This window comes from Bradyrhizobium sp. BEA-2-5 (assembly GCF_032918025.1).
Taxonomy (GTDB): domain Bacteria; phylum Pseudomonadota; class Alphaproteobacteria; order Rhizobiales; family Xanthobacteraceae; genus Bradyrhizobium; species Bradyrhizobium pachyrhizi.
Window position 1 is genome coordinate 2812183 of sequence record NZ_CP136629.1, and the last position, 19284, is coordinate 2831466.

General features: G+C 65.4%; 16 protein-coding genes and 2 pseudogenes. 7 read left to right on the forward strand and 11 right to left on the reverse strand.

The features are described from left to right. Nucleotides 1-21: 21 nt before the first annotated feature. The 3 genes and pseudogenes from RX327_RS13060 to RX327_RS13070 form a co-directional block, all read right to left on the reverse strand. Entirely contained in the window at nucleotides 22-699 is a 678-nt protein-coding gene (locus RX327_RS13060; RefSeq protein WP_225160765.1) for a potassium channel family protein, read from the reverse strand. A gap of 145 nt (nucleotides 700-844) precedes the next feature. Beyond that, a complete protein-coding gene (locus RX327_RS13065) occupies nucleotides 845-1231 on the reverse strand; it encodes a Spy/CpxP family protein refolding chaperone (protein WP_317250483.1) in 387 nt (128 codons plus the stop codon). Nucleotides 1232-1283: 52 nt separating this feature from the next. After that, nucleotides 1284-1772: pseudogene (locus RX327_RS13070) on the reverse strand (Spy/CpxP family protein refolding chaperone); the annotation flags it as partial. Nucleotides 1773-1844: 72 nt separating this feature from the next. Between RX327_RS13070 and RX327_RS13075 the strand changes: the two are divergent. Beyond that, nucleotides 1845-2279, forward strand: coding sequence for a hypothetical protein (locus RX327_RS13075; RefSeq protein WP_244482388.1), 435 nt, complete (start codon nucleotides 1845-1847; stop codon nucleotides 2277-2279). Between the two features lie 525 nt (nucleotides 2280-2804). Here RX327_RS13075 and rocD read toward each other — a convergent pair. Continuing rightward, nucleotides 2805-4014, reverse strand: a pseudogene (gene rocD / locus RX327_RS13080) (ornithine--oxo-acid transaminase). Between the two features lie 111 nt (nucleotides 4015-4125). Next, nucleotides 4126-5349 (reverse strand): cytochrome P450, encoded by a 1224-nt coding sequence (locus RX327_RS13085; protein WP_317250484.1) that lies wholly within the window; start codon nucleotides 5347-5349, stop codon nucleotides 4126-4128. 204 nt (nucleotides 5350-5553) lie between these two features. Here RX327_RS13085 and RX327_RS13090 point away from each other — a divergent pair, with 204 nt between their 5' ends. The 6 genes from RX327_RS13090 to RX327_RS13115 all read left to right on the forward strand — a co-directional run bounded on the left by RX327_RS13090 (nucleotide 5554) and on the right by RX327_RS13115 (nucleotide 12694). After that, entirely contained in the window at nucleotides 5554-6087 is a 534-nt protein-coding gene (locus RX327_RS13090) for a phosphonopyruvate decarboxylase (protein ID WP_317250485.1), read from the forward strand. Beyond that, a complete protein-coding gene (locus tag RX327_RS13095; protein ID WP_317250486.1) occupies nucleotides 6084-6674 on the forward strand; it encodes a thiamine pyrophosphate-dependent enzyme in 591 nt (196 codons plus the stop codon). The genes RX327_RS13090 and RX327_RS13095 overlap by 4 nt, the downstream gene beginning before the upstream one ends. Before the next feature lie 64 nt (nucleotides 6675-6738). Next, a complete protein-coding gene (locus tag RX327_RS13100; protein ID WP_317250487.1) occupies nucleotides 6739-7440 on the forward strand; it encodes a TetR/AcrR family transcriptional regulator in 702 nt (233 codons plus the stop codon). Nucleotide 7441: 1 nt separating this feature from the next. After that, on the forward strand, nucleotides 7442-8635 hold the full coding sequence (locus RX327_RS13105; protein WP_317250488.1) for an efflux RND transporter periplasmic adaptor subunit: 1194 nt from the start codon (nucleotides 7442-7444) through the stop codon (nucleotides 8633-8635). Between the two features lie 81 nt (nucleotides 8636-8716). Beyond that, complete coding sequence (locus RX327_RS13110) at nucleotides 8717-11818, forward strand: MexW/MexI family multidrug efflux RND transporter permease subunit (RefSeq protein WP_317250489.1); 3102 nt, start codon at nucleotides 8717-8719, stop codon at nucleotides 11816-11818. A 132-nt stretch (nucleotides 11819-11950) separates the two neighbouring features. Next, nucleotides 11951-12694: a hypothetical protein gene (locus RX327_RS13115; RefSeq protein ID WP_317250490.1), complete on the forward strand. Its 744-nt coding sequence runs from the start codon at nucleotides 11951-11953 to the stop codon at nucleotides 12692-12694. Nucleotides 12695-12983: 289 nt separating this feature from the next. Here RX327_RS13115 and RX327_RS13120 read toward each other — a convergent pair whose 3' ends face one another. The 6 genes from RX327_RS13120 to RX327_RS13145 are packed head-to-tail and all read right to left on the reverse strand — an operon-like array spanning nucleotide 12984 to nucleotide 19180. Further along, nucleotides 12984-13874, reverse strand: a complete 891-nt coding sequence (locus RX327_RS13120) for an ABC transporter permease (protein ID WP_317250491.1) — start codon at nucleotides 13872-13874, stop codon at nucleotides 12984-12986. Between the two features lie 4 nt (nucleotides 13875-13878). After that, nucleotides 13879-14820, reverse strand: a complete 942-nt coding sequence (locus RX327_RS13125) for an ABC transporter permease (RefSeq protein ID WP_317250492.1) — start codon at nucleotides 14818-14820, stop codon at nucleotides 13879-13881. Between the two features lie 31 nt (nucleotides 14821-14851). Continuing rightward, complete coding sequence (locus tag RX327_RS13130; protein ID WP_317250493.1) at nucleotides 14852-16363, reverse strand: ABC transporter substrate-binding protein; 1512 nt, start codon at nucleotides 16361-16363, stop codon at nucleotides 14852-14854. Between the two features lie 23 nt (nucleotides 16364-16386). Then, complete coding sequence (locus tag RX327_RS13135) at nucleotides 16387-17487, reverse strand: dipeptide ABC transporter ATP-binding protein (protein WP_317250494.1); 1101 nt, start codon at nucleotides 17485-17487, stop codon at nucleotides 16387-16389. Beyond that, nucleotides 17484-18473: an ABC transporter ATP-binding protein gene (locus RX327_RS13140; protein WP_317250495.1), complete on the reverse strand. Its 990-nt coding sequence runs from the start codon at nucleotides 18471-18473 to the stop codon at nucleotides 17484-17486. The genes RX327_RS13135 and RX327_RS13140 overlap by 4 nt, the downstream gene beginning before the upstream one ends. Further along, nucleotides 18470-19180: a DUF1028 domain-containing protein gene (locus RX327_RS13145; protein ID WP_050386013.1), complete on the reverse strand. Its 711-nt coding sequence runs from the start codon at nucleotides 19178-19180 to the stop codon at nucleotides 18470-18472. Before RX327_RS13145 ends, RX327_RS13140 begins: the two co-directional genes overlap by 4 nt. Nucleotides 19181-19284: the final 104 nt, after the last annotated feature.

The following is a 19284-nucleotide window of genomic DNA, read 5'->3' on the forward strand; positions in this document are numbered from 1 at the left end:
GCATGCGCGCCTCGTGCCTCATTACGACTCTTCGTTGCGGTGCTCGATTTCCAGCGTGACGAGCCGTGCCAGCAGCGTTGCCGGATAGAGCTGGCCGAAGATCGCCTCGAGATTGCACAGGCTCCGCGCGATCGGGTGCAACGGAGCGACGTCGCCATAACCTGTCGTCGTGAGCGTGGCGAAGCTGAAATAGAGGACGCGGCTCGCCAATGTCGGGCTGTCTTCCACCTTCATGCCGGGAAATGCGTCGGGCCTCAGCGTGCCGACAAAGGTGTAGAGCGCCGCGAAGATCACGGCGACCGTGAGATAGAGCAGGACCGCGCCGATCACACGGTGATAGGTGACGCGGCCTGGCGCGAACGTCGCGCGCGCCACCGTCACCGCCATGGTGAGGCCGACGAGCAGCCAGGATGCGGCGAACAAGTTGAGATCGAAAATTGAAGGTGAGCGTAGTCTCAGGATCCCGCCCGTGACGATCATGACGAGCGCGACCAGCATCGTGACGACCGCCAGCGTGCTGCCCGACATCAGGAAGACGCCGCCGACCAGGACCAGCGCGAGCAGGAGCTCAAAAATCTGGAATTCGAACAGGCCCAACGCCTGCAACGGCGCCACCACGAAAATCATGACCAGGAGCAGAACAGTGAGCACCGTCAACAAGGAATCGCCCCAGCGCTCGCGTAGCTCGCCAGTGCTCATCCAGCCGCGCTTCATTCCCGCCCCGTCATTCGGCATTGCTTCGGGATGCCGGTACCAGACATTGCTGCGCGCCGGCCGCAAAGGCAAGATGGGGGACTGGCATTCTGTGGCGCGCCCGGCGATCCGGAGCGGCCGGCCGGCCGTCTCAGGGGCTCGCGACCCGCTGCAGCGTGTTGAAGCGGGCTTTCTGCTCGCTGCTCAGCATCGCATAGAACTCGTCCAGTGCAGGCTCGATCAGCTTCGCGGCCTTCTGCATGGCCTCGAGCCGGTGCTGCATCGCCTCCAGCCGGCCGACTGGCGTCAGCGGCACGTCGTTCGGGCAGGCCGCCTGCAGGTCCGCTATGGCTTTTGTGGTCGCATCGCTCAGGCGATCGAGCGCTTCCTTCTGCTTGCCAGCCGGATGAAGCGAGGCCTCGATCCGGTTGATCGGCAGGTGGGCCAGGTCGGATTTCGAAATCGCCGCAATTGCCGGTTTGCGCGGTCGCCTCCTGCTGCTGTGGCGAACGCTCGCCGACGTGCGGACCAAGCGCATTGAAGCGGGCCTGTTGCTCGTCGCTGAGCGAGCTGTAGAAATTCTCCAGCGCCGGCCGCACGATCTTGATCGCCTCGAGCGTCGCGCTGATGCGGTTCTGCATCGACCGCAAACGGCCGGTGGGCGTCATGGCATAGCTGTCCGAACAGGAGTCCTTGAAGATATCGGCGGCCTTTGCCGCTGACGTCTTCAACTCATCTAGGAGCGCGCGCTGCTGCTGGTCCGGCCGTACCGCCCGCGCGATGTCGGCAAGCGGCCAGGCCGTGACGCCCTTGTCCGGTTCGCCGCAGAGCTGCTTGATTGCCTGCGGGCTCGTGTCGGTGCGTTGACGGGACCGATCGCGGCCTGTGGTCGCCGGATAGTCGCCAGGATTGATGCTGGCATAGGCGGAGTAGGGACTGTTGGTGTCCCAGAACACGGTGTCGACGAAGTCGTCATAGGCGTAGGCCCAATAGCCGGGCTCGTAGGCATAGGACCAGAACGTGTAGTCAAAGATGTCCGAATAGGCGTAGGGCCAGAACACCGGCCCAAGCCACGCCACGAAGGCCGCGTGGCTGCCGCGGCGCCAGGCATGCCGGGGCGCCCAGCCGCCTTGGCGCGCCGCAAGCCCTGCTTGGCCTTGCGCACCTGCCTGCTCGCGGAAGCGCGCGGCAAATCGCTCGCGCTGAGCCGCCTGCGTCGCGGCCGTGGTCGCGACCGCAGCGCCAACCGTCGCTGCCGGCGCCAATCTCTGCCGGCGGGTAACGTCGGCCTGCTGCGCACGCTGCTCGCGCTGCAACAGGCGGTTCTGCGCCTGCAGGGCACGGTCATGGACGCGTTGCGCGCGTGCGCCTTGGACCTTTTGCGACTGCAATTGCTGCACGCGCTGCTGCAGGCGATCGATCCGGGTCTGCCGCTCGGTGGTCTGGCGCGAGAGCGCGTCACGCTGCCGCTGCTGCGCCGCCTGCTGGCGTTGCTGGATCATTTGCTGGTGCTGCTGCGCGCGCTGTTGAACGCGCTCCGTCGGCGACGGCCGCTCGCTCAAGCGCGAAGTTGGGCTCGGGCGTGATGGCGCCGCGATATGCGGAGCTTGACGCTGCGGTGCTCCTCGACGGAATTCGGGGCGTGGCGTTGCGACACGCGGCGCGGCGATATGGGGGGCCTGGCGCACAGACGGGGCGGCGAAATGCGGGGCCGGGCGCGGCGCCATCGCCGGTCGCTGCGGGGCGTGGAACGCGGGTGCTGCCGGCCGTGCCATCGCGGGTGGCCGAGCCATTGCAGGCGGTCTCGCCATTGCGGGCGGCCTGGCCATCGCGGGAGGGGCGGCGTGTACCATCGGCGCGGCGGGACGCGCCATTGCGGCCGGTGCAGCCGGCCTTGCCGCCGGTGGACCTTTTCCGTGTGGCTGGGCGGACGCGCCGCCGTTCGCCACGAGCATCGAGCTGCCAATCGAAAAGACAACAAACAAAGCGCGACGGGAAAGCATGAGCGTAGCTCTCCTTTCAACAGTCGCCCGCAGTGCTTCAACGCACTGACGTCGGATTCGTTCGTTGTGGCTACGGCCGGCGTTACGGTCTTCCGGCGCGGGGAACCGTCAGGAGACGTCCTGCGTGAGGGTCGCCGCGAGCCGCTCCAGCGCCCAATCGACCTGGTCGCTTGTGATCACCAGCGGCGGAGCGATGCGGATCGTTTGCTCATGGGTATCCTTGGCGAGGATGCCCTTGCCCTGAAGCGCCTCGCAGTAGCGGCGAGCGCGGCCGGCCTCGGGATGCAGCTCGACCGCCAGCATCAAGCCGCGCCCGCGAACCTCGCGGATCACGTTGGCGCGGATGTCCTGCAAGCCGGCGAGAAAGCGCGCGCCCTGTTGCGCAGCGTTCTCGATCATTCCCTCGTCGATCAGCACGCGCAGCGCCGCGCGCGCCACCGCGCAGGCGAGCGGGTTGCCGCCGAAGGTCGAACCATGCTGACCGGGTCTCAAGGTCCCGAGCACGTCGTTGTTCGAGAGCACGGCCGACACTGGATAGAAGCCGCCGGACAGGGCCTTGCCGAGCAGCGTCACGTCAGCCTCGATTCCCTCGTGCTGTTCGGCGAGCAGCTTGCCGGTGCGGCCGAGCCCGGTCTGGATCTCGTCGAGCACCAGCATCACGTTGTTGGCGGTGCAGAGCTCCCGTACCGAAATAGCCGGCTGGAGGAATGACGACACCGGCTTCGCCCTGGATCGGCTCGACCAGAAAGGCGACCGTGTTTGGGGTGATTGCCTGCTCCAGCGCCGCGACGTCGCCGAACGGGATGATCCTGAAGCCCGGCGCGAACGGCCCGAAATGTGTGCGTGTCTCGGGGTCGGTTGAAAAGCCGACGATGCCCAGCGTGCGTCCGTGGAAATTGTTGGCGCAGACGATGATCTCGGCCTGGCCGTCCGGCACACCCTTCACCTCGTAGCCCCATTTGCGGACCGACTTGATCGCGCTTTCGACCGCCTCTGCGCCGCTGTTCATCGGCAGCACTTTGTGGGAACCGGTCAGTTCCGCGAGCTCGCGGTAGAAGGGAGCAAGCTGGTCGTTGTGGAAGGCCCTCGAGGTGAGCGTCAACCTGTGCGCCTGTTCGATCATCGCCGCCAGGATCTTGGGGTGGCAGTGGCCCTGGCTGACCGCCGAATAGGCCGAGAGGCAATCGAGATACCGGTTGCCTTCGGTATCCCAGACCCAGACACCTTCGCCGCGCGACAGGACGACCCCGATCGGCGCGTAATTATGGGCGCCGAACCGTGCTTCTGTTGCGATGAAATCAATGACCGATGCATTCATCATGCGTCACTCCCGCTGCAGCGCCCGAGAGATTACATCAAATCGCGCCTGCAGTTGATTTGGGCATCAGTTCCTCCACAGGGAAGTCTGTCGCCGGCCAAATGTGTCGTCTTATGCGCTGATGCTGCAGGGCACGCTGAGGAAGCCGCGGAAGCGCACCCGCCCGCCGCGAACCGGCGCGCCGTCGAGCGCGTAGTTCGGAAAGCGTTTGAGGAAGCGCGAGATCGCGATGGCGCCTTCCAGCCGCGCCAGCGCCATGCCGGCGCATTGATGCGCGCCGGTGGCGAAGGCGAGGTGCCTGTTTGGCGCGCGTGCGATGTCGAAGCGTTCCGGGTCTGGAAACTGAGCGGGATCGCGGTTGGCCGCGCCGATGCACAGCGTCACCAGCGTGCCCGCCGGCAGCTTGATGCCGCCGAGCTCGGTCTCTTCCACGGTCATGCGGTTGCCGAGCTGGTTCGAGCTCTCGTAGCGCAGCATCTCCTCGACCGCCGTCTTGATCAGCTGGGGCTGCGCGATCAGCCGTTGTTTCTGATCCGGATTTTGGGTGAGCGTCACCAGGCCGTTGCCGATCAGATTGGTGGTGGTCTCGTGGCCGGCGTTGAGCAGGAAGATGCAATTGTGCAGCAGCTCCTTCTCGCTCAGCCGCTCGCCGTTCTCCTCTCCCTGGATCAGCCGCGTCAGCACGTCGCGCTCGGGATTGCCCGGCTTGGCGCGCCGCCGCGCCACCAGCGTTTCGAGATAGGCGAGGAAATCCGTCACCGCCTTGTTGCCGCGGTCGAACGTCTCCTTGCCGATCACGGGCTCCAGCGCCCCCAAAATCGCCAGCGACCAGTCGCGTAGCGGCTCGCGTTCGTCGTGCGGCACGTCGAGCAGATTGCCGATCACCTCGACCGGAATTGCCGAGGCGAAGTCGCCGATCAGCTCGAACCGGTCGCGGGTCTCGATCCGGTCGAGCAGGCCGTCGACCAGCTTGATGAGGTCGCCCTCCATGCTCGCGATCGCCCGCGGCGACAGCGCCCCCATGATCAGGCGGCGCACGCGGGTATGGGACGGCGGGTCGTTGAAGACGAGGCTGGTGGTGTGGTGCTCGTAGAGCGGGGTGTCGCCGTATTTCGGCGCGAACTCGCGCTTCTTGTCCGAGCTGAACGACTTGGTGTTCTTGTAGGTGGTGACGAGGTCGTCGTAGCGGGTCAGGAACACGGTGCCGTTCGGCAGGCGCTTGACCGGCTCGTTCTCCCGCAGTGCACGATAAGTCGGATAGGGGTTGTCGTAGAACTCCGGCGTCAGCTTCTCGAGGTCGAAGCCGTCAGCCAGTTCTCGCGCGTGTCCGTTCATGGCGCATCCAGCCCAATTAGTTTCATTTGCAACTATCGTAAGCCGCGGGCGGCGGCCGCGCAACACAATTTGCTAGGCGCCGGGAACAGCGCGCCGGGCGCCGCGTGGTGCGAGCAAATCGCAGAGCCATATGCGGTTTTGCGCTTTGATGAAGCGCGCGCGCCCCTCTACAGTCGCGACCAAACAACAAGACCGGAAACGCCAATGCATGCCCGTGCCGACACTGCGGCCTCCTGGCCCGAGGAGATCTTCTCGATATTGCAGCGCTTCGAGGTGCGTCAGGTGCCCTACGTGCCGGACGCCGGCCATTCGCAGCTGATCGAGCGGGTGCTGGGGTCGTCCTCGATGCGCGGCATTCCGCTGACGACGGAGGAGGAAGGGGTGGCGCTGCTCGCCGGCGCCTGGGCCGGCGGACAGCGTGGCGTGCTGCTGATGCAATCGAGCGGCGTCGGCAATTGCATCAACATGCTGTCGCTGATCCCGATCCTGCGCTTTCCGTTCCTCACGCTGGTCACCATGCGTGGCGAGTGGGGCGAATTCAATCCGTGGCAGGTGCCAATGGGATCGACCACGCAGGGGATTCTCGAACTGTCCGGGATCAAGGTGCTGCGCGCCTCGCACCCTGAAGAGGTCCGCGAAGTCGTCGAGGCCGGCGCAGCGCAGGCCTATAACGCCTGCACGCCCACTGCCGTCCTTCTGTCGCAGCGCCTGATCGGCGCCAAGGTTTTCACCAAATGAGCAAGGCCAATCTCCTCGACCGTCGTGCCGTCGTTTCCGAACTGCTGAAAGATCGCAAGGGCGCCTTCGCCGTCGGCGGCCTCGGCGCCTCGACCTATGACATCGCCGCCGCCGGCGACCATGCCCGCAATTTCTACCTGTGGGGTGGCATGGGCGGCGCCGCGATGATCGGGCTCGGCCTCGCTCTGGCGCAGCCGAAGCTGCCGGTGCTGGTCATCACCGGGGACGGTGAAATGCTGATGGGGATGGGCAGCCTTGCCACCATCGGCCTGCAGCAGCCCAAAAATCTCTCGATCATCGTGCTGGACAATGAGGCTTATGGCGAGACCGGCGGCCAGGCCAGCCACACCGGCGGGCCTGCCGACCTGGTCGGTGTTGCCAAAGCCTGCGGAATCGGTGATAGCCGGGCGATCAGCACGATGGCTGAGGTCGAGGCTTTTGCCTCGTCTTTGCAAGACGTTACGGCGGGGCCGCGGTTCGCCAGCGCAAAGATCGACGGGGCCAATCTGGAGCGCGTGCTGTCTAGCCGCGACGGCACCTACCTCGTGAACCGGATCAGAGGGTCGATCGGCCACACTCCTATTTAAAGTGGCTTTCGCGGTGCAATAGAACCTTGACTTTTGGTAAAGTGAGTGATTACTCACGACCCAAATGTCTACCTTACGCATGACGAGTGACTTGCGGCGTCAGTTGATCCTGAGCGCCGCAAAGCGGTGTTTCGCCCGCAACGGCTTTGCCGGCACCACGACGAAGAGCGTGGCGGCCGCCGCTGCCATTTCCGAGGCGCTGCTGTTCAAGCATTTCCCGTCCAAGGCCGCGCTCTATGCAGAGATCCTTGCCGAGGAGTGCGAGGCGGATCCCGATCTCGCGCATCTGCTCGGGCAGGAGCCCTCGACTGCGACGCTGGTCGAGCTGGTGCAAGGCATGGTCGGTCACTTCATGCAGCTGCGTGATGCGCCTGATCAGGAAGAGGCGCAGCGGATGCGGCTGATGGTGACGAGCCATCTCGACGACGGCGAGTTTGCGCGCCTGCTCTACGACAAGGTCGGCAAGCTGATCGGTCCGACCTTCGCCGCCTCGCTCGAGCGGGCGATTGCCTCCGGCGAGGCCACGAAGATCGGCGACGAGCCGCTCAACCTGTTCTGGTTTGCGCACCATACCGTGCTGATGGGTGCGCTGACCCAGCTGCCTGCGACACCGTGTCTCCCCTACGGCGATGCCGCCGCGGCCGAGCGCCAGCTTTGCCAATTCATCCTTCGCGGCATCGGACTTACCGAAGCCGCAATTTCAACTCATTTGGGCCGCCAGCCGTCGCCGATCGCAGGACCGTCGGTAACTGCAGAAAGTGCATGACATGAATATTCAGACCGAAAGCCACATCTCGGGGCAACCGATCAAGGAGAAACAAGCCAAGCGTCCCGTCCGCATGGTGCGCTGGTTCATCATCGTAGGCCTGTTGCTGGCCCTGCTCGTCGGTGCGCTGGTCGGCTTCAACGCCTTCCGCAGCCACATGATCGCGCAGTTCTTTGCCAACAATAAGCCGCCGCCGGCGAATGTGTCGGCCGTCGAGGCGAAGACCGAGGTGATTCCGAACCTGCTGACCGCCGTCGGCGATCTCGTCGCCGTGCACCAGGTCAACGTCACGACCGACGTGCCGGGCCGCATCACCGAGATCCTGTTCACCGCCGGCAGCCACGTGGAGGCCGGCACGCCGCTGGTGCAACTGTTCGACGCGCCGGAGCAGGGCGACCTCGCCAATTACAAGGCGCAGGCGACCGTCGCGCAGCTGTCGCTTGACCGCGCCAAGCAACTGGCCGCGCGCCAGTTCGGTCCGCAGGCGACCGTCGATGCCGCGCAGGCCTCCTACGACCAGGCGCAGGCCGGCATCGCCAAGACCGAAGCGTTGATCTCGCAGAAGCTGGTGCGCGCGCCGTTCTCCGGCGATCTCGGCATGCGCAAGGTCGAAGTCGGCCAGTATCTGACGGCCGGCACGCAGATCGTGTCGCTGACCGATCTGTCGGTGCTGTACGCCAACCTGACCGTCACCGAGAAGCAGAGTTCGCAGATCAAGGTCGGCCAGGCCGTACGCGTCTCGGTCGATGCCTATCCGGGCCGCACCTTCGAGGGCAAGATCACCACGATCGAGCCGCAGATCGCGACCGACACCCGCAACATCCGCGTGCAGGCGACGATCGCCAATCCGGAGAAGATCCTCAAGCCCGGCATGTTCGTGACCACCACGGTGGTGCTGCCCGGGAAGCCGCCGGTCGTGACCATCCCGGAAACGGCTGTCGACTACACCCTGTACGGCGACTCGGTGTTCGTGATCGCCGAGAAAAAGGAAGCGGACGGCAAGACCAGCCTCTCGGTGGTGCGCACCTTTGTGCAGACCGGCAACCGGGTCGAGGGTCGCGTCGAGATCCTCAAGGGCCTGAAAGCGGGCGACAAGGTCGTCGCCCTCGGCCAGCTCAAGCTGCAATCGGGTATGGCGGTTGCGATCTCGACCGATCCGCCGCCGCCGGTTCCCGCCGAACCGCCGCGCTACTGATCTTCATTCATCGAACTCGGAGGGCCATCGGCCCTCCGCCACATCTTGCCGCAAGCCGGCAGAACACGAATCGAGTTGGCGATGGCCCTTACCGATATTTTCATCAAGCGCCCGGTTCTGTCGGTCGTCGTCAGCCTGCTGATCCTGCTGATCGGCCTGCGCGCGGCGATGGTGCTGCCGATCCGGCAATATCCGAAGCTGTCGAACACGGTCATCAACATCACGACCGTCTATCCCGGCGCGTCCGCGGACCTGATCCAGGGCTTCATCACCACGCCGATCGAGCAGGCAGTCGCCTCCGCCGAGGGCGTCGACTACATCACCTCGTCCTCCGTGCTCGGCACTTCGACGATTCAGGTCTATATCAAGCTGAATTTCGATCCGAACCAGGCGCTCACCGAGGTGCTGGCCAAGGTCAACTCGGTCAAATACCTGATCCCGAAGGAATCCAACGACCCGATCGTCACCAAGACCACCGGCCAGACCACGGCCGTGATGTATCTCGGCTTCTCGTCCGAGGAGCTGTCCGGCTCGGCGATCTCCGACTATCTGACGCGCGTGGTGCAGCCGGTGCTGTCGACCGTCGACGGCGTCGCCTCGGCCGACATTCTCGGCGGCCAGACCTTCGCGATGCGTCTTTGGCTCGATCCGACCCGAATGGCCGGACGCGGCGTGTCGCCCAACAACGTCGCCGCCGCGATCGCCGCCAACAACTTCCAGGCGGCCGCCGGCCAGACCAAGGGCTTCTTCATCGTCTCCAACGTCTCGGCCAATACCGACCTTCAGAACATCGATCAGTTCAAACGGATGATCGTCAAGGCCAAGGACGGCGGCTTCGTGCGGATGGAGGATATCGCCACCGTCGAGCTTGCCGCCCAGAGCACGGACGCCAGTGTTGCCTTCAACGGCGAGCACGCGATTTTCATCGGCGTGCAGGCAACGCCGCAGGGCAACCCGCTGACGCTGGTCAAGGGCGTGCGCGCGCTGTTCCCTGAACTCGAGCGGAATCTGCCGCCGTCGATGAAGATGAAGGTCGCCTACGACTCGACCAAGTTCATCCAGTCCTCGATCGATGAGGTGGAGAAGACGCTGGGCGAAGCCGTGATCATCGTGATCGTGGTCATCTTCCTGTTCCTGGCCTCGCTGCGCTCGGTCATCATCCCCGTCGTCACCATTCCGCTGTCGATGATCGGTGTCTGCACCCTGATGCTGGCGCTGGGCTTCAGCTTCAACCTCCTGACCCTGCTTGCGATGGTGCTGGCGATCGGCCTCGTCGTCGACGACGCCATCGTCGTGGTGGAGAACATCCATCGCCACCTTGAGGAGGGCAAGACACCGGTTCAGGCCTCGCTGCAAGGTGCGCGCGAGATCGTGGGCCCCGTCATCTCGATGACGATCACGCTCGCGGCGGTGTACGCGCCGATCGGCTTCCTCGGCGGCCTCACCGGCTCGCTGTTCCGCGAATTCGCCTTCACCCTCGCGGGCTCGGTGATCGTGTCGGGCGTGATCGCGCTGACGCTGTCGCCGATGATGTGCTCGATGCTCCTCAAGAGCGCGGAGGAGGGCCGGTTCGCCAGGCTGGTCAATCGCGTGTTCGGCGCGTTGACGCGCGCCTATGGCCGTCAGCTCGACCGTTCGCTCGACTACCGCCCGATCACGGCGCTGTTCGCCGTGACGATCCTCGGCCTCGTCGGTTTCCTTTATATGCACACCTCCAAGGAGCTGGCGCCCGAGGAAGACCAGGGCATCGTGTTCGCAGTGACCAAGGCCCCGAAATACGCCAACATCGATTATCTCGATTTCTACGGCGAAAAACTCGACAAGGAATTCGCGAAATTCCCCGAGACCGACCTGCGCTTCGTGCTGAACGGCATCAACGGCCCGCAGGGCGGCATCGCTGGCATGCTGCTCAAGCCGTGGGATGAGCGCAAGCGCAGCGCGCAGGCGCTGCAGCCGCTGGTTCAGGCGGAGCTGTCCAAGATCGAGGGCATCAGCGCGTTCGCGTTCAGCCTGCCGCCGCTGCCCGGCGGCCCCGGCGGTCTGCCGGTGCAGATGGTGATCTCTTCGACGGCCGGATTCCAACAGGTGTTCGACCAGATGAACAAGCTGAAGGATGCGGCGCGCAAGAGCGGCCTGTTCATCGTCACCGACAGCGACCTCGACTTCAACCAGCCGGTGGTCCGGGTGAAGGTCGATCGCTCGAAGGCGAGCGACCTCGGCATCACCATGCAGTCGATCGGCGGCGCCCTGGCGACGCTGCTCGGCGGCAACTACATCAACCGCTTCAATCTCGAGGGTCGGTCCTACCAGGTGATCCCGCAGGTGCCGCGCGCCAAGCGGCTCGCGCCCGAGGCATTCAACGATTACTACGTTCCCACCGCGACCGGGCAGCTGGTGCGGCTGTCGACCGTGGTTTCGGTCGAGACCGGCGTCGATCCCAACGCGCTGACCCACTACAACCAGCTCAACTCGTCGACCTTCCAGGCGGTGCCGATGCCCGGCGTCTCGATGGGCCAGGCGGTGGAGTTCCTGCAGGGTGAAGCCAAGAACCTGCCGCAGGGCTTCAGCCACGACTATCTGGCCGACTCCCGGCAATATGTGCAGGAAGGCAATCAGCTCGCGATCACCTTCGGCTTCGCGCTGATCATCATCTTCCTGGTGCTGGCCGCGCAGTTCGAGAGCCTCCGCGACCCGCTGGTGATCATGATCTCGGTGCCGATGGCGATCGTCGGCGCGCTGATCCCGCTGTTCTTCGGCGCGGCGACCATGAACATCTATACCCAGGTCGGTCTGCTCACCCTGGTCGGCCTGATCACCAAGCACGGCATCCTGATGGTGGAGTTCGCCAACGAGCTCCAGGTCAAAGAGCGGCTCGACCGCCGCTCTGCCATCGAAATGTCGGCCCGCATCCGCTTGCGGCCGATCCTGATGACGACGGCCGCCATGGTCACCGGCCTGATCCCGCTCCTGACCGCGACCGGCGCAGGCGCGGCCAGCCGCTTCTCGATCGGTCTGGTCGTCGTGGCCGGCATGTCGATCGGCACGCTGTTCACGCTGTTCGTGCTGCCGGCGGTCTACACGGTGATCGCGACCGACCATCAGGCCGCGGCCCATTCCGATCGCGCCAAGCAGATCGCCGACTACGAGCTCGACCGTCGCGGCGGCGCGCTGAAACCGACCTGAGCCCTCCAAGCTCATGCTCGCAGGGAAGGCGGCACTGGCGAAAGCCACTGCCGCCTTTTCTTTGTCTCGTGATAGCCTTTGCCGAGGGCGGGCAGAAAGTAACTCGCCTCAGGAAATCCGGAGGAAACAGGCATGGCAAGCGAGTTTGCGGCGGGCAATTACCGGTTCATTCCGGCCGTGTTCCAATATTCAAGCGGCGCGCAGGCGAACGCGGGTTTTGAGATCGAGCGGGTGCGCTTCGATCGCCTGCTGCCGCTCGCGGAAGGTTTTGCGCGGATCGCGGCCTATATCCGGGATGCCGGCCGGCCGCTGACGGCATTCTGTGCCTGCGAGCTGCGCTCGCCGGCGGCCTTCAGCGAGGAAGGCTTTCGTGCGTTCAACCTGCACTATGTGAAGACGTTGTCCGAATGGGGCATCTTCGACGGCACCACCAATCCGGTGGCGCGCAGCAATGTCTGTCCGGAGATCGATCCGCCGTCAGAGCCGTCCTTCTACGCATTCTCCTTCACGCGACCGAGCACGACGACGTCGCCGTCCTTCGTGATCGCCGGCGGCGCCGAGGCACGCGGCGGCACCGCCAGCTATCCGGACCGCATCGTTTGCTATCGCGATCCCAGTCCCGGCGCGTGGCGGGAGAAGGTCCGCTTCACCGCCGGCGAGATGGAGCGCCGTCTGGCGGAGTTCGGCTTCGGCTGGAAGGACACGACCGGCGTGCAGGCCTATTCCGTGCACGACTTCCACCACGCGCTGGTCGACGAACTGGTCCGCCGCGGCGCCTTGCGCTCCGGCCTGACCTGGCACTTCGCGCGTCCGCCGGTGGTCGATCTCGAATATGAGATGGACTGCCGCCGGGTGCTAAGGGAAGTGGTGATCTAAAGCATGATCCGGAAAAGTGCGAAGCGGTTTTCCGATAAGATCATGCGCAAACAATATGCTAAGGCGCGATGATGATTCATCCTAATCTCATCGCGCTTTAGCTTTCGTCGTCATTGCGAGAAGCGAAGCGACGAAGCAATCCATAGCGCCGCACGCTCGGTGATGGTGGATTGCTTCGCTTCGCTCGCAATGACGCGAACTTGGTGTCACGCAACTCTCCCCGTCATCCCGCGAAGGCGAAGCCGTTGCGCGGGGATGACGGAGAGGGATGGCCGCGCTCAGTTTGCAGTCACCGCGCCTTCGGGTCCAGTGCGTCGCGCAGGCCGTCGCCGAGCAGGTTCAGCGACAGAACCACGAGGAAGATCGCGAGGCCCGGCCAGATCGCCATCCAGGGCGCCTGCGTCAGGAAGCGTTGCGCGGCGTTGAGCATGCTGCCCCAGGACGGAGCGGGCGGCTGCTGGCCGAGGCCCAGGAACGACAATGCGGCCTCGGCGATGATGGCGGCGGCGATCGAGAGTGTCGCCTGCACCAGCAGCGACGGCAGGATGTTCGGCAGGATATGGGAGAACGCGATCCGCCATGGCGGATTGCCGAGCGCCCGCGCGGCCTCGACATAGTCCTCGGCCTTGACGACGAGCACCTGGCCGCGGGTCAGGCGGATGAAGATCGGGGTCGCCGAGATGCCGATCGCGATCATGGCATTGCCGAGGCTCGGCCCGAGGAATGCCGCGAGCGCGATCGCCAGGATCAGGAAGGGGCAGGCCAGCATCGCATCGGTGATCCGGCTGATCAGCGCGTCGGTGAAGCCCCCGCGATAGCCGGCGAGAAGGCCGAGCGGCACGCCGATGCCGAGCGCGATCGCGACCGAGATGAGACCCGCGAGGAGGGAGGCGCGCGCGCCGTAGACGACGCGGCTCAGGATGTCGCGGCCGAGCTCGTCGGTGCCGAACCAGTGCGCTGCCGTCGGCGGCTTGCGCACCAGGCTCCAGCTCGTCGCGATGGGATCGTAGGGAACGATCAGCGGCGCGAACACGGCGAGCAGGATGAAGATCGCGATCACGGCGAGGCCGATCACGGCGCCCTTGCGCCGGATCAGCCGCCGCCAGGCGCGCCGCGCCGGGCTTTCCAGCGTTTCGGCGACGGCAAGCGAAGCGGCAGTGGTGAGTGTCGCGTCCGTCATCTGGTCAGCCCCTCAGCCGCGGGTTGACGAGGATGTAGGCTATGTCGGCGATCAGGTTGAGCGTGATGTAGATCGTCGCCGTGGTCAGCACCACGCCTTGCACCACGGCGTAGTCGCGATTGAACACGGCGTCCACGATCAGCTTGCCGAAGCCGGGAATGGAGAAGATCTGCTCGGTCAGCACCGCGCCCGACAGCAGCGTGCCGAGCTCGAGCGCGCCGAGCGTGATGATCGGCGTCAGCGCATTGCGCATGGCGTGCTTGAGGATGACCGAGCGCTCGGAAAGACCCTTCGCGCGAGCGGTGCGGACATAGTCGCTCTCCAGCACCTGGAGCATGGCGCTGCGGGTGTGTCGCATCAGGATCGCGGAAATCGCGTTGCCGAGCACGAAGGCCGGCATGATGGTGGCGGCGAGACTCGCGCGCCAGTCCTCGGTCAGCGGCACGTAGCCCGAGGCCGGCAGCCAGCCGAGCTTGATCGAGAACAGGAAGATCAGGAGGATTCCGAGCCAGAAATTCGGCGTCGAGATACCCCACAGCGCGAACAGATTGGCGCCATAGTCCCAGGCCGTGCCCTTCTTCACCGCGGAGACGATGCCGGCGGGAATGCCGATGCAGAACGCGATCAGGATCGCCATCGATCCGAGCTGCAGCGTCACCGGCAGTTTCTGTGCGATCAGCTCGCGCACCGGCATCTTGTTGCGCAGCGACTCGCCGAAATTGCCTGTCAGGACGCCCTTGAGCCAGTAGACATATTGGACCGGGACCGGCTGATCGAGCTTGTACTGCTGGCGGATCTGCTCGATCACCGCGGGATCGCGCTCCTCGCCGGCCATCACCAGCGCGGGATCCCCCGGCAGCAATTGCTGCAGCGAGAAGATCAGAACCGACACGAAGAACAGCGTCGGTACGATCTGCGCGATCCGGCGGGCGAGGAAGTTCAGCATGGCGATGCTCGTGTCCCGGACACCGGCGTGATCATTTCAGCTTCAACCCGACCACGCGCACCAGCCCATCGGGCATCTGCTTGTAGCCGTCGAGCTTTGTCGTGTGTGCGATGATGATGCGGCGATGGTAGATATAGAGGAGCGGCTCGTCCTCTTGTTCCAGCTTGGTCAGCTTGGCGTAGATCGCCTTGCGCTGCGCCATGTCGGTGGTGAGGCGGGCGTCGTCGAGCGCCTTGTCGGCCTCGGGACTGGCCCAGGCGCTGTAGTTCTGCGGCGCATCCTTGTGCAGGAAGACATAGGAGTTGCCGTCCGGATCGATGCGGCCGCTCCACGCCAGCATATAGGCCTGGTATTCGCCGGCCTCGGCCTGCTTCAGCGAGGTCGCGAATTCGGTGACCCGGATTTTCAAGTCGAAGCCGGCCTCCGCCGCCATCGATTGAATGACCTGCGCGGTGGCTTCGGTCTCGGGGCCCTTCGGCACCATGAAATCGACGCTGACCGGCGGCGTCACGCCGGCCTCCTTCAACAGCGCCTTGGCCTTTGCGACATCGCGCGGGCGGATCGGAAAGTCCTTCTGGTAGTAAGGATGATCCGGGCTCAGCCACTGGTTTCCAGGCGTGAACTCTCCGTTGAACACGACCTGGTTGAGAGCCTCGCGGTCGATGGAAAGGTCGAGCGCCTGCCGGACCTTGGCGGACTGGCTGAGGGCACCCTTGGCCTTGTCCTTGCCGATGTTGAGGGTGATGCCCTGATAGCCGAGCTCGATCGCGCTCGAGACCTTCAGCCGGGAATCGGCGCGGACGTCCTTGATGTCGGTGGCCAGCACGCGTTCGATCAGGTCGAGCGCGCCGGATTTCAGATTGGCGAGGCGCACGGTGGCGTCGACGATCGGCTGGAACACGACGCGGTCGATGTGGATGTTGTCCTTGTTCCAGTAGTCGGCGAATTTCTCGAACACCATGCGGTCCTGCTGGACGCGCTCGACGAATTTGTAGGGACCGGCGCAGACCGGATGCAGGCCGAACTTGTCACCGGCCTCCTTCGCAGCCTTGGGCGAGACCATCATGCCGGAGCGGTCGGTGAGCTGGGCGATCAGCGGCGAGTAGGGCGTCTTCAGCACCAGCTTGATGGTAAGGGGATCGACGACCTCGACGTGGTCGATGCTGGCAAGCTCCGGCTTGCGGAACGAGCCGGGGAAGGTCAGATGCCGCTCCAGCGAGAATTTGGCTGCCTCCGCATCGAGCGGTTCGCCGTCGTGGAATTTGACGCCGGGCCGAAGCTTGATCGTCATGGCCTTGCCGTCGGCCGATGTCTCGTAGGACAACGCCAGCTGTGGCACGATGTTGAGCTTCTCGTCGATGTCGAACAGCTTGTCACAGAACGCGGAGAAGACGATGCGGCCGACATAAGTGCGTGCCATGGTCGGGTCGAGCACGTCGGGGTCCTCGGCAAGACCGATCCGCAGCGTGGTCTGGGCCTGGGCGCCGGCCGCCAGCGATAGCAGCAGGGCGGCAACGGCTGCCGCCAAACCAAACATCCTCATCACACAGCTCCCCATTTTCATGCCTACGGCACCGTCCCGAAATGACCAACCCCGCCGCGCCCGGTCCCTTCCGCGGCTCCGCTGAAGGCCGCCACCAATTTCTCCAGCGACGGCGAGAAGCCACCGTCAGAGGGGACGATACTCTCGGCGGGCGGCAGGTCCGCGATGCGGTGACAGGCCGTGGCGTGGCCCGTGTCATCCGCCAGCAATAGCGGAACCTCGCTGCGGCAGCGCGCGATCGCATAGGGACAGCGGGTGTGGAAGCGGCATCCCGGCGGCGGATTGAGCGCGCTGGGGATCTCTCCCTGTAGCACAATCCGGCTGCTCTTTGCCCGCGGTTTAGGCACGGGGATCGCGGACAGCAGCGCCCGGCTGTAGGGATGGCGCGGCGCGGCGAACAGCGCGTCCGCCTCCGCGGTCTCGACGATCTGGCCGAGATTCATCACCGCGACGTGGTCGGCAATGTGCTTGACCACGGCGAGGTCGTGCGAGACGAAAATGTAGGCGAGGCCAAGCCGGTCCTGCAGCTCGCTCAGCAAGTTCAGGATCTGCGAGCGGATCGAGACGTCGAGCGCCGAGACCGGCTCGTCGCAGATGATCAGCTTCGGCTCGACCGCGAGCGCGCGCGCGATGGCGATGCGCTGGCGCTGACCGCCGGAGAATTCATGCGGATAGCGCCGCGCCAGCCGCGGCTCGAGCCCGACCAGCCGCAGCAGCTCGGCAACGCGCTCGGATCGTCGCGGCGCCGGAACGAGATCGTGCAGCGCCAGCGGCTCGGTCAGGATCTGCCCGACCGTCATGCGCGGATTGAGCGAGGCGTAGGGATCCTGGAAGATGATCTGCGCGTCGCGGCGGAATGCGCGGAGCTGCTCGGCATTGAGCGTGCCGAGGTCGCGGCCCTCGAAGCGGATACGTCCGGCATCCGGCTCGATCAGCCGCAGCACCAGACGGCTGACGGTGGACTTGCCGCATCCGGATTCGCCGACGAGGGCCAGCGTCTTGCCGGCGTCGAGCGAGAAGCTGACGCCGTCGACCGCCTTCACATGGGCGGTCGGCCGGCCGAACAGCGAGCGTTCGGCGACGAAATGCTTCACCAGCCCTTCGACCTCGAGCAGCGCAGTCATGACACCAGCCGCTCCAGCGGCGCGCGGATGCAGCGCGAGGCGTGGGTCGGGCTCAGCAGCGCGAGCGGCGGCGGCGATTTGGTGCAGGCATCCTCGACGAACGGGCAGCGGGCGGCAAAGCGGCAGCCGGCGGGCGGGTTCGCCATGTTCGGCACCATGCCCTCGATGGTGGCGAGATGGCTGGTGCGGCGGTCGAGTCGCGGGATCGAGCCGAGCAGACCGACCGTATAAGGATGCTGCGGCGCCGAGAACAGCTCGTCCACCGGTGCACGCTCGACGATCTCGCCGGCATACATCACCGCCACCTCGTCGCAGACCTCGGCGACGACGCCGAGATCGTGAGTGATCAGGATGATCGCGGCGCCGCTCGCCGCTTTCAGCTCGCGCATCAACTCCAGGATCTGGGCCTGCAGGGTGACGTCGAGCGCGGTGGTCGGCTCGTCGGCGATCAGAAGCTGCGGGTCGCAGGCCAGCGCCATCGCGATCATGACGCGCTGGCGCATGCCGCCGGAAAGCTTGTGCGGATACTCGTCGATGCGCCGCTCGGGCGATGGGATGTGGACGCGGCGTAGCAGCTCGATTGTGCGTTCGCGCGCCGCGCGCCGCGAGCCGCCGCGATGGCGCAGGATCGTTTCGATGATCTGATCGCCGATCGTGAAACTCGGGTTGAGCGAGGTCATCGGTTCCTGGAAAATCATCGCCAGCCGGTTGCCGCGGAGGTCGCGCAGCGTCGCATCAGGCACGTCGAGCAGGTCGAAGCCGTCGAAGCGGATCGTGCCGGAGACGGCGGCGGATTGCTTCGGCAAGAGGCCCATGATGGCCAGCGACGTCACGCTCTTGCCGCAGCCGGATTCCCCGACGAGGCCAAGCGTGGCGCCATGGGCGACACTGAGATCGACGCTGTCGACGGCGTGGGTGACGCGGCCGTCGTCGCCGTGGAAGGTGACGCGCAGGCCCTCGATCTCGATCAGCGGGCACGCCGTCATTCGCGGCTCGTGGTTGCCGCTGCGATGCCGGCGTCGATCGTGGCGCGATCGCTGGTTCCGGCCGGGTTGTCGCGGGTCGGCATGAAGCTCCGGAACGGAACCCAGTGCTCGCGGCTGACGGCCTCCAGCCGCTCCAGCTCGCGCAAGGGATCGGTGTGATCGTCGACGCGCAGATCGAGCGCCGGCCATTCCTCTGCGCCGTGGATCAGAAGAGCCGCCGATTGCTTGCCGCGCTTGTCGCCACCGGCCGCTTCGCCGGCGAACATCGCCTTAATCAGCCGTTCCGCGAACGGCAGCTTCTCGTTCGCGGCATAAACGCGCGCGGTCTCGTCGAGCACCGCGGGTCCGGCCAGCATGTTGCCGGCGACCGAGAACCCGTCGCCGGCGATATGGCCGAACCAGTCGATGCAGTCCTTGCCGGAGTGCGCTGCGATGCGGCCCCTGGCGTCGATGACATGGACCTGCCGGCTCTCGCGGCCGCTGTCGGGCGCAATCAGCGCCGCGATCACCTCATGCGGGCTGTTGCCACCGCGCAGCAGCGCGAGGCCGTCGATGCCGTAATAGGGATTGACCAGCGCCTGCGTCGCCACCGCGCCGATCCCGGGTGCGATGTGCGGCACAAGCGCGCCGACCGCGAAGAACCGCGTCGCGACGGCGATGCCGAGCTGGCCGGTGGCGCTGTCGCGGGCGATGATCGACCAGGTCATCTCGCGTCTCTTCTCCCTCTCCCCGCTCTTCGCGGGGAGAGGGCTGGGGTGAGGGGCTTGTTCCGCGAAGATGGTACAAATCGAGTTCGCGGAGAGTCCCCCTC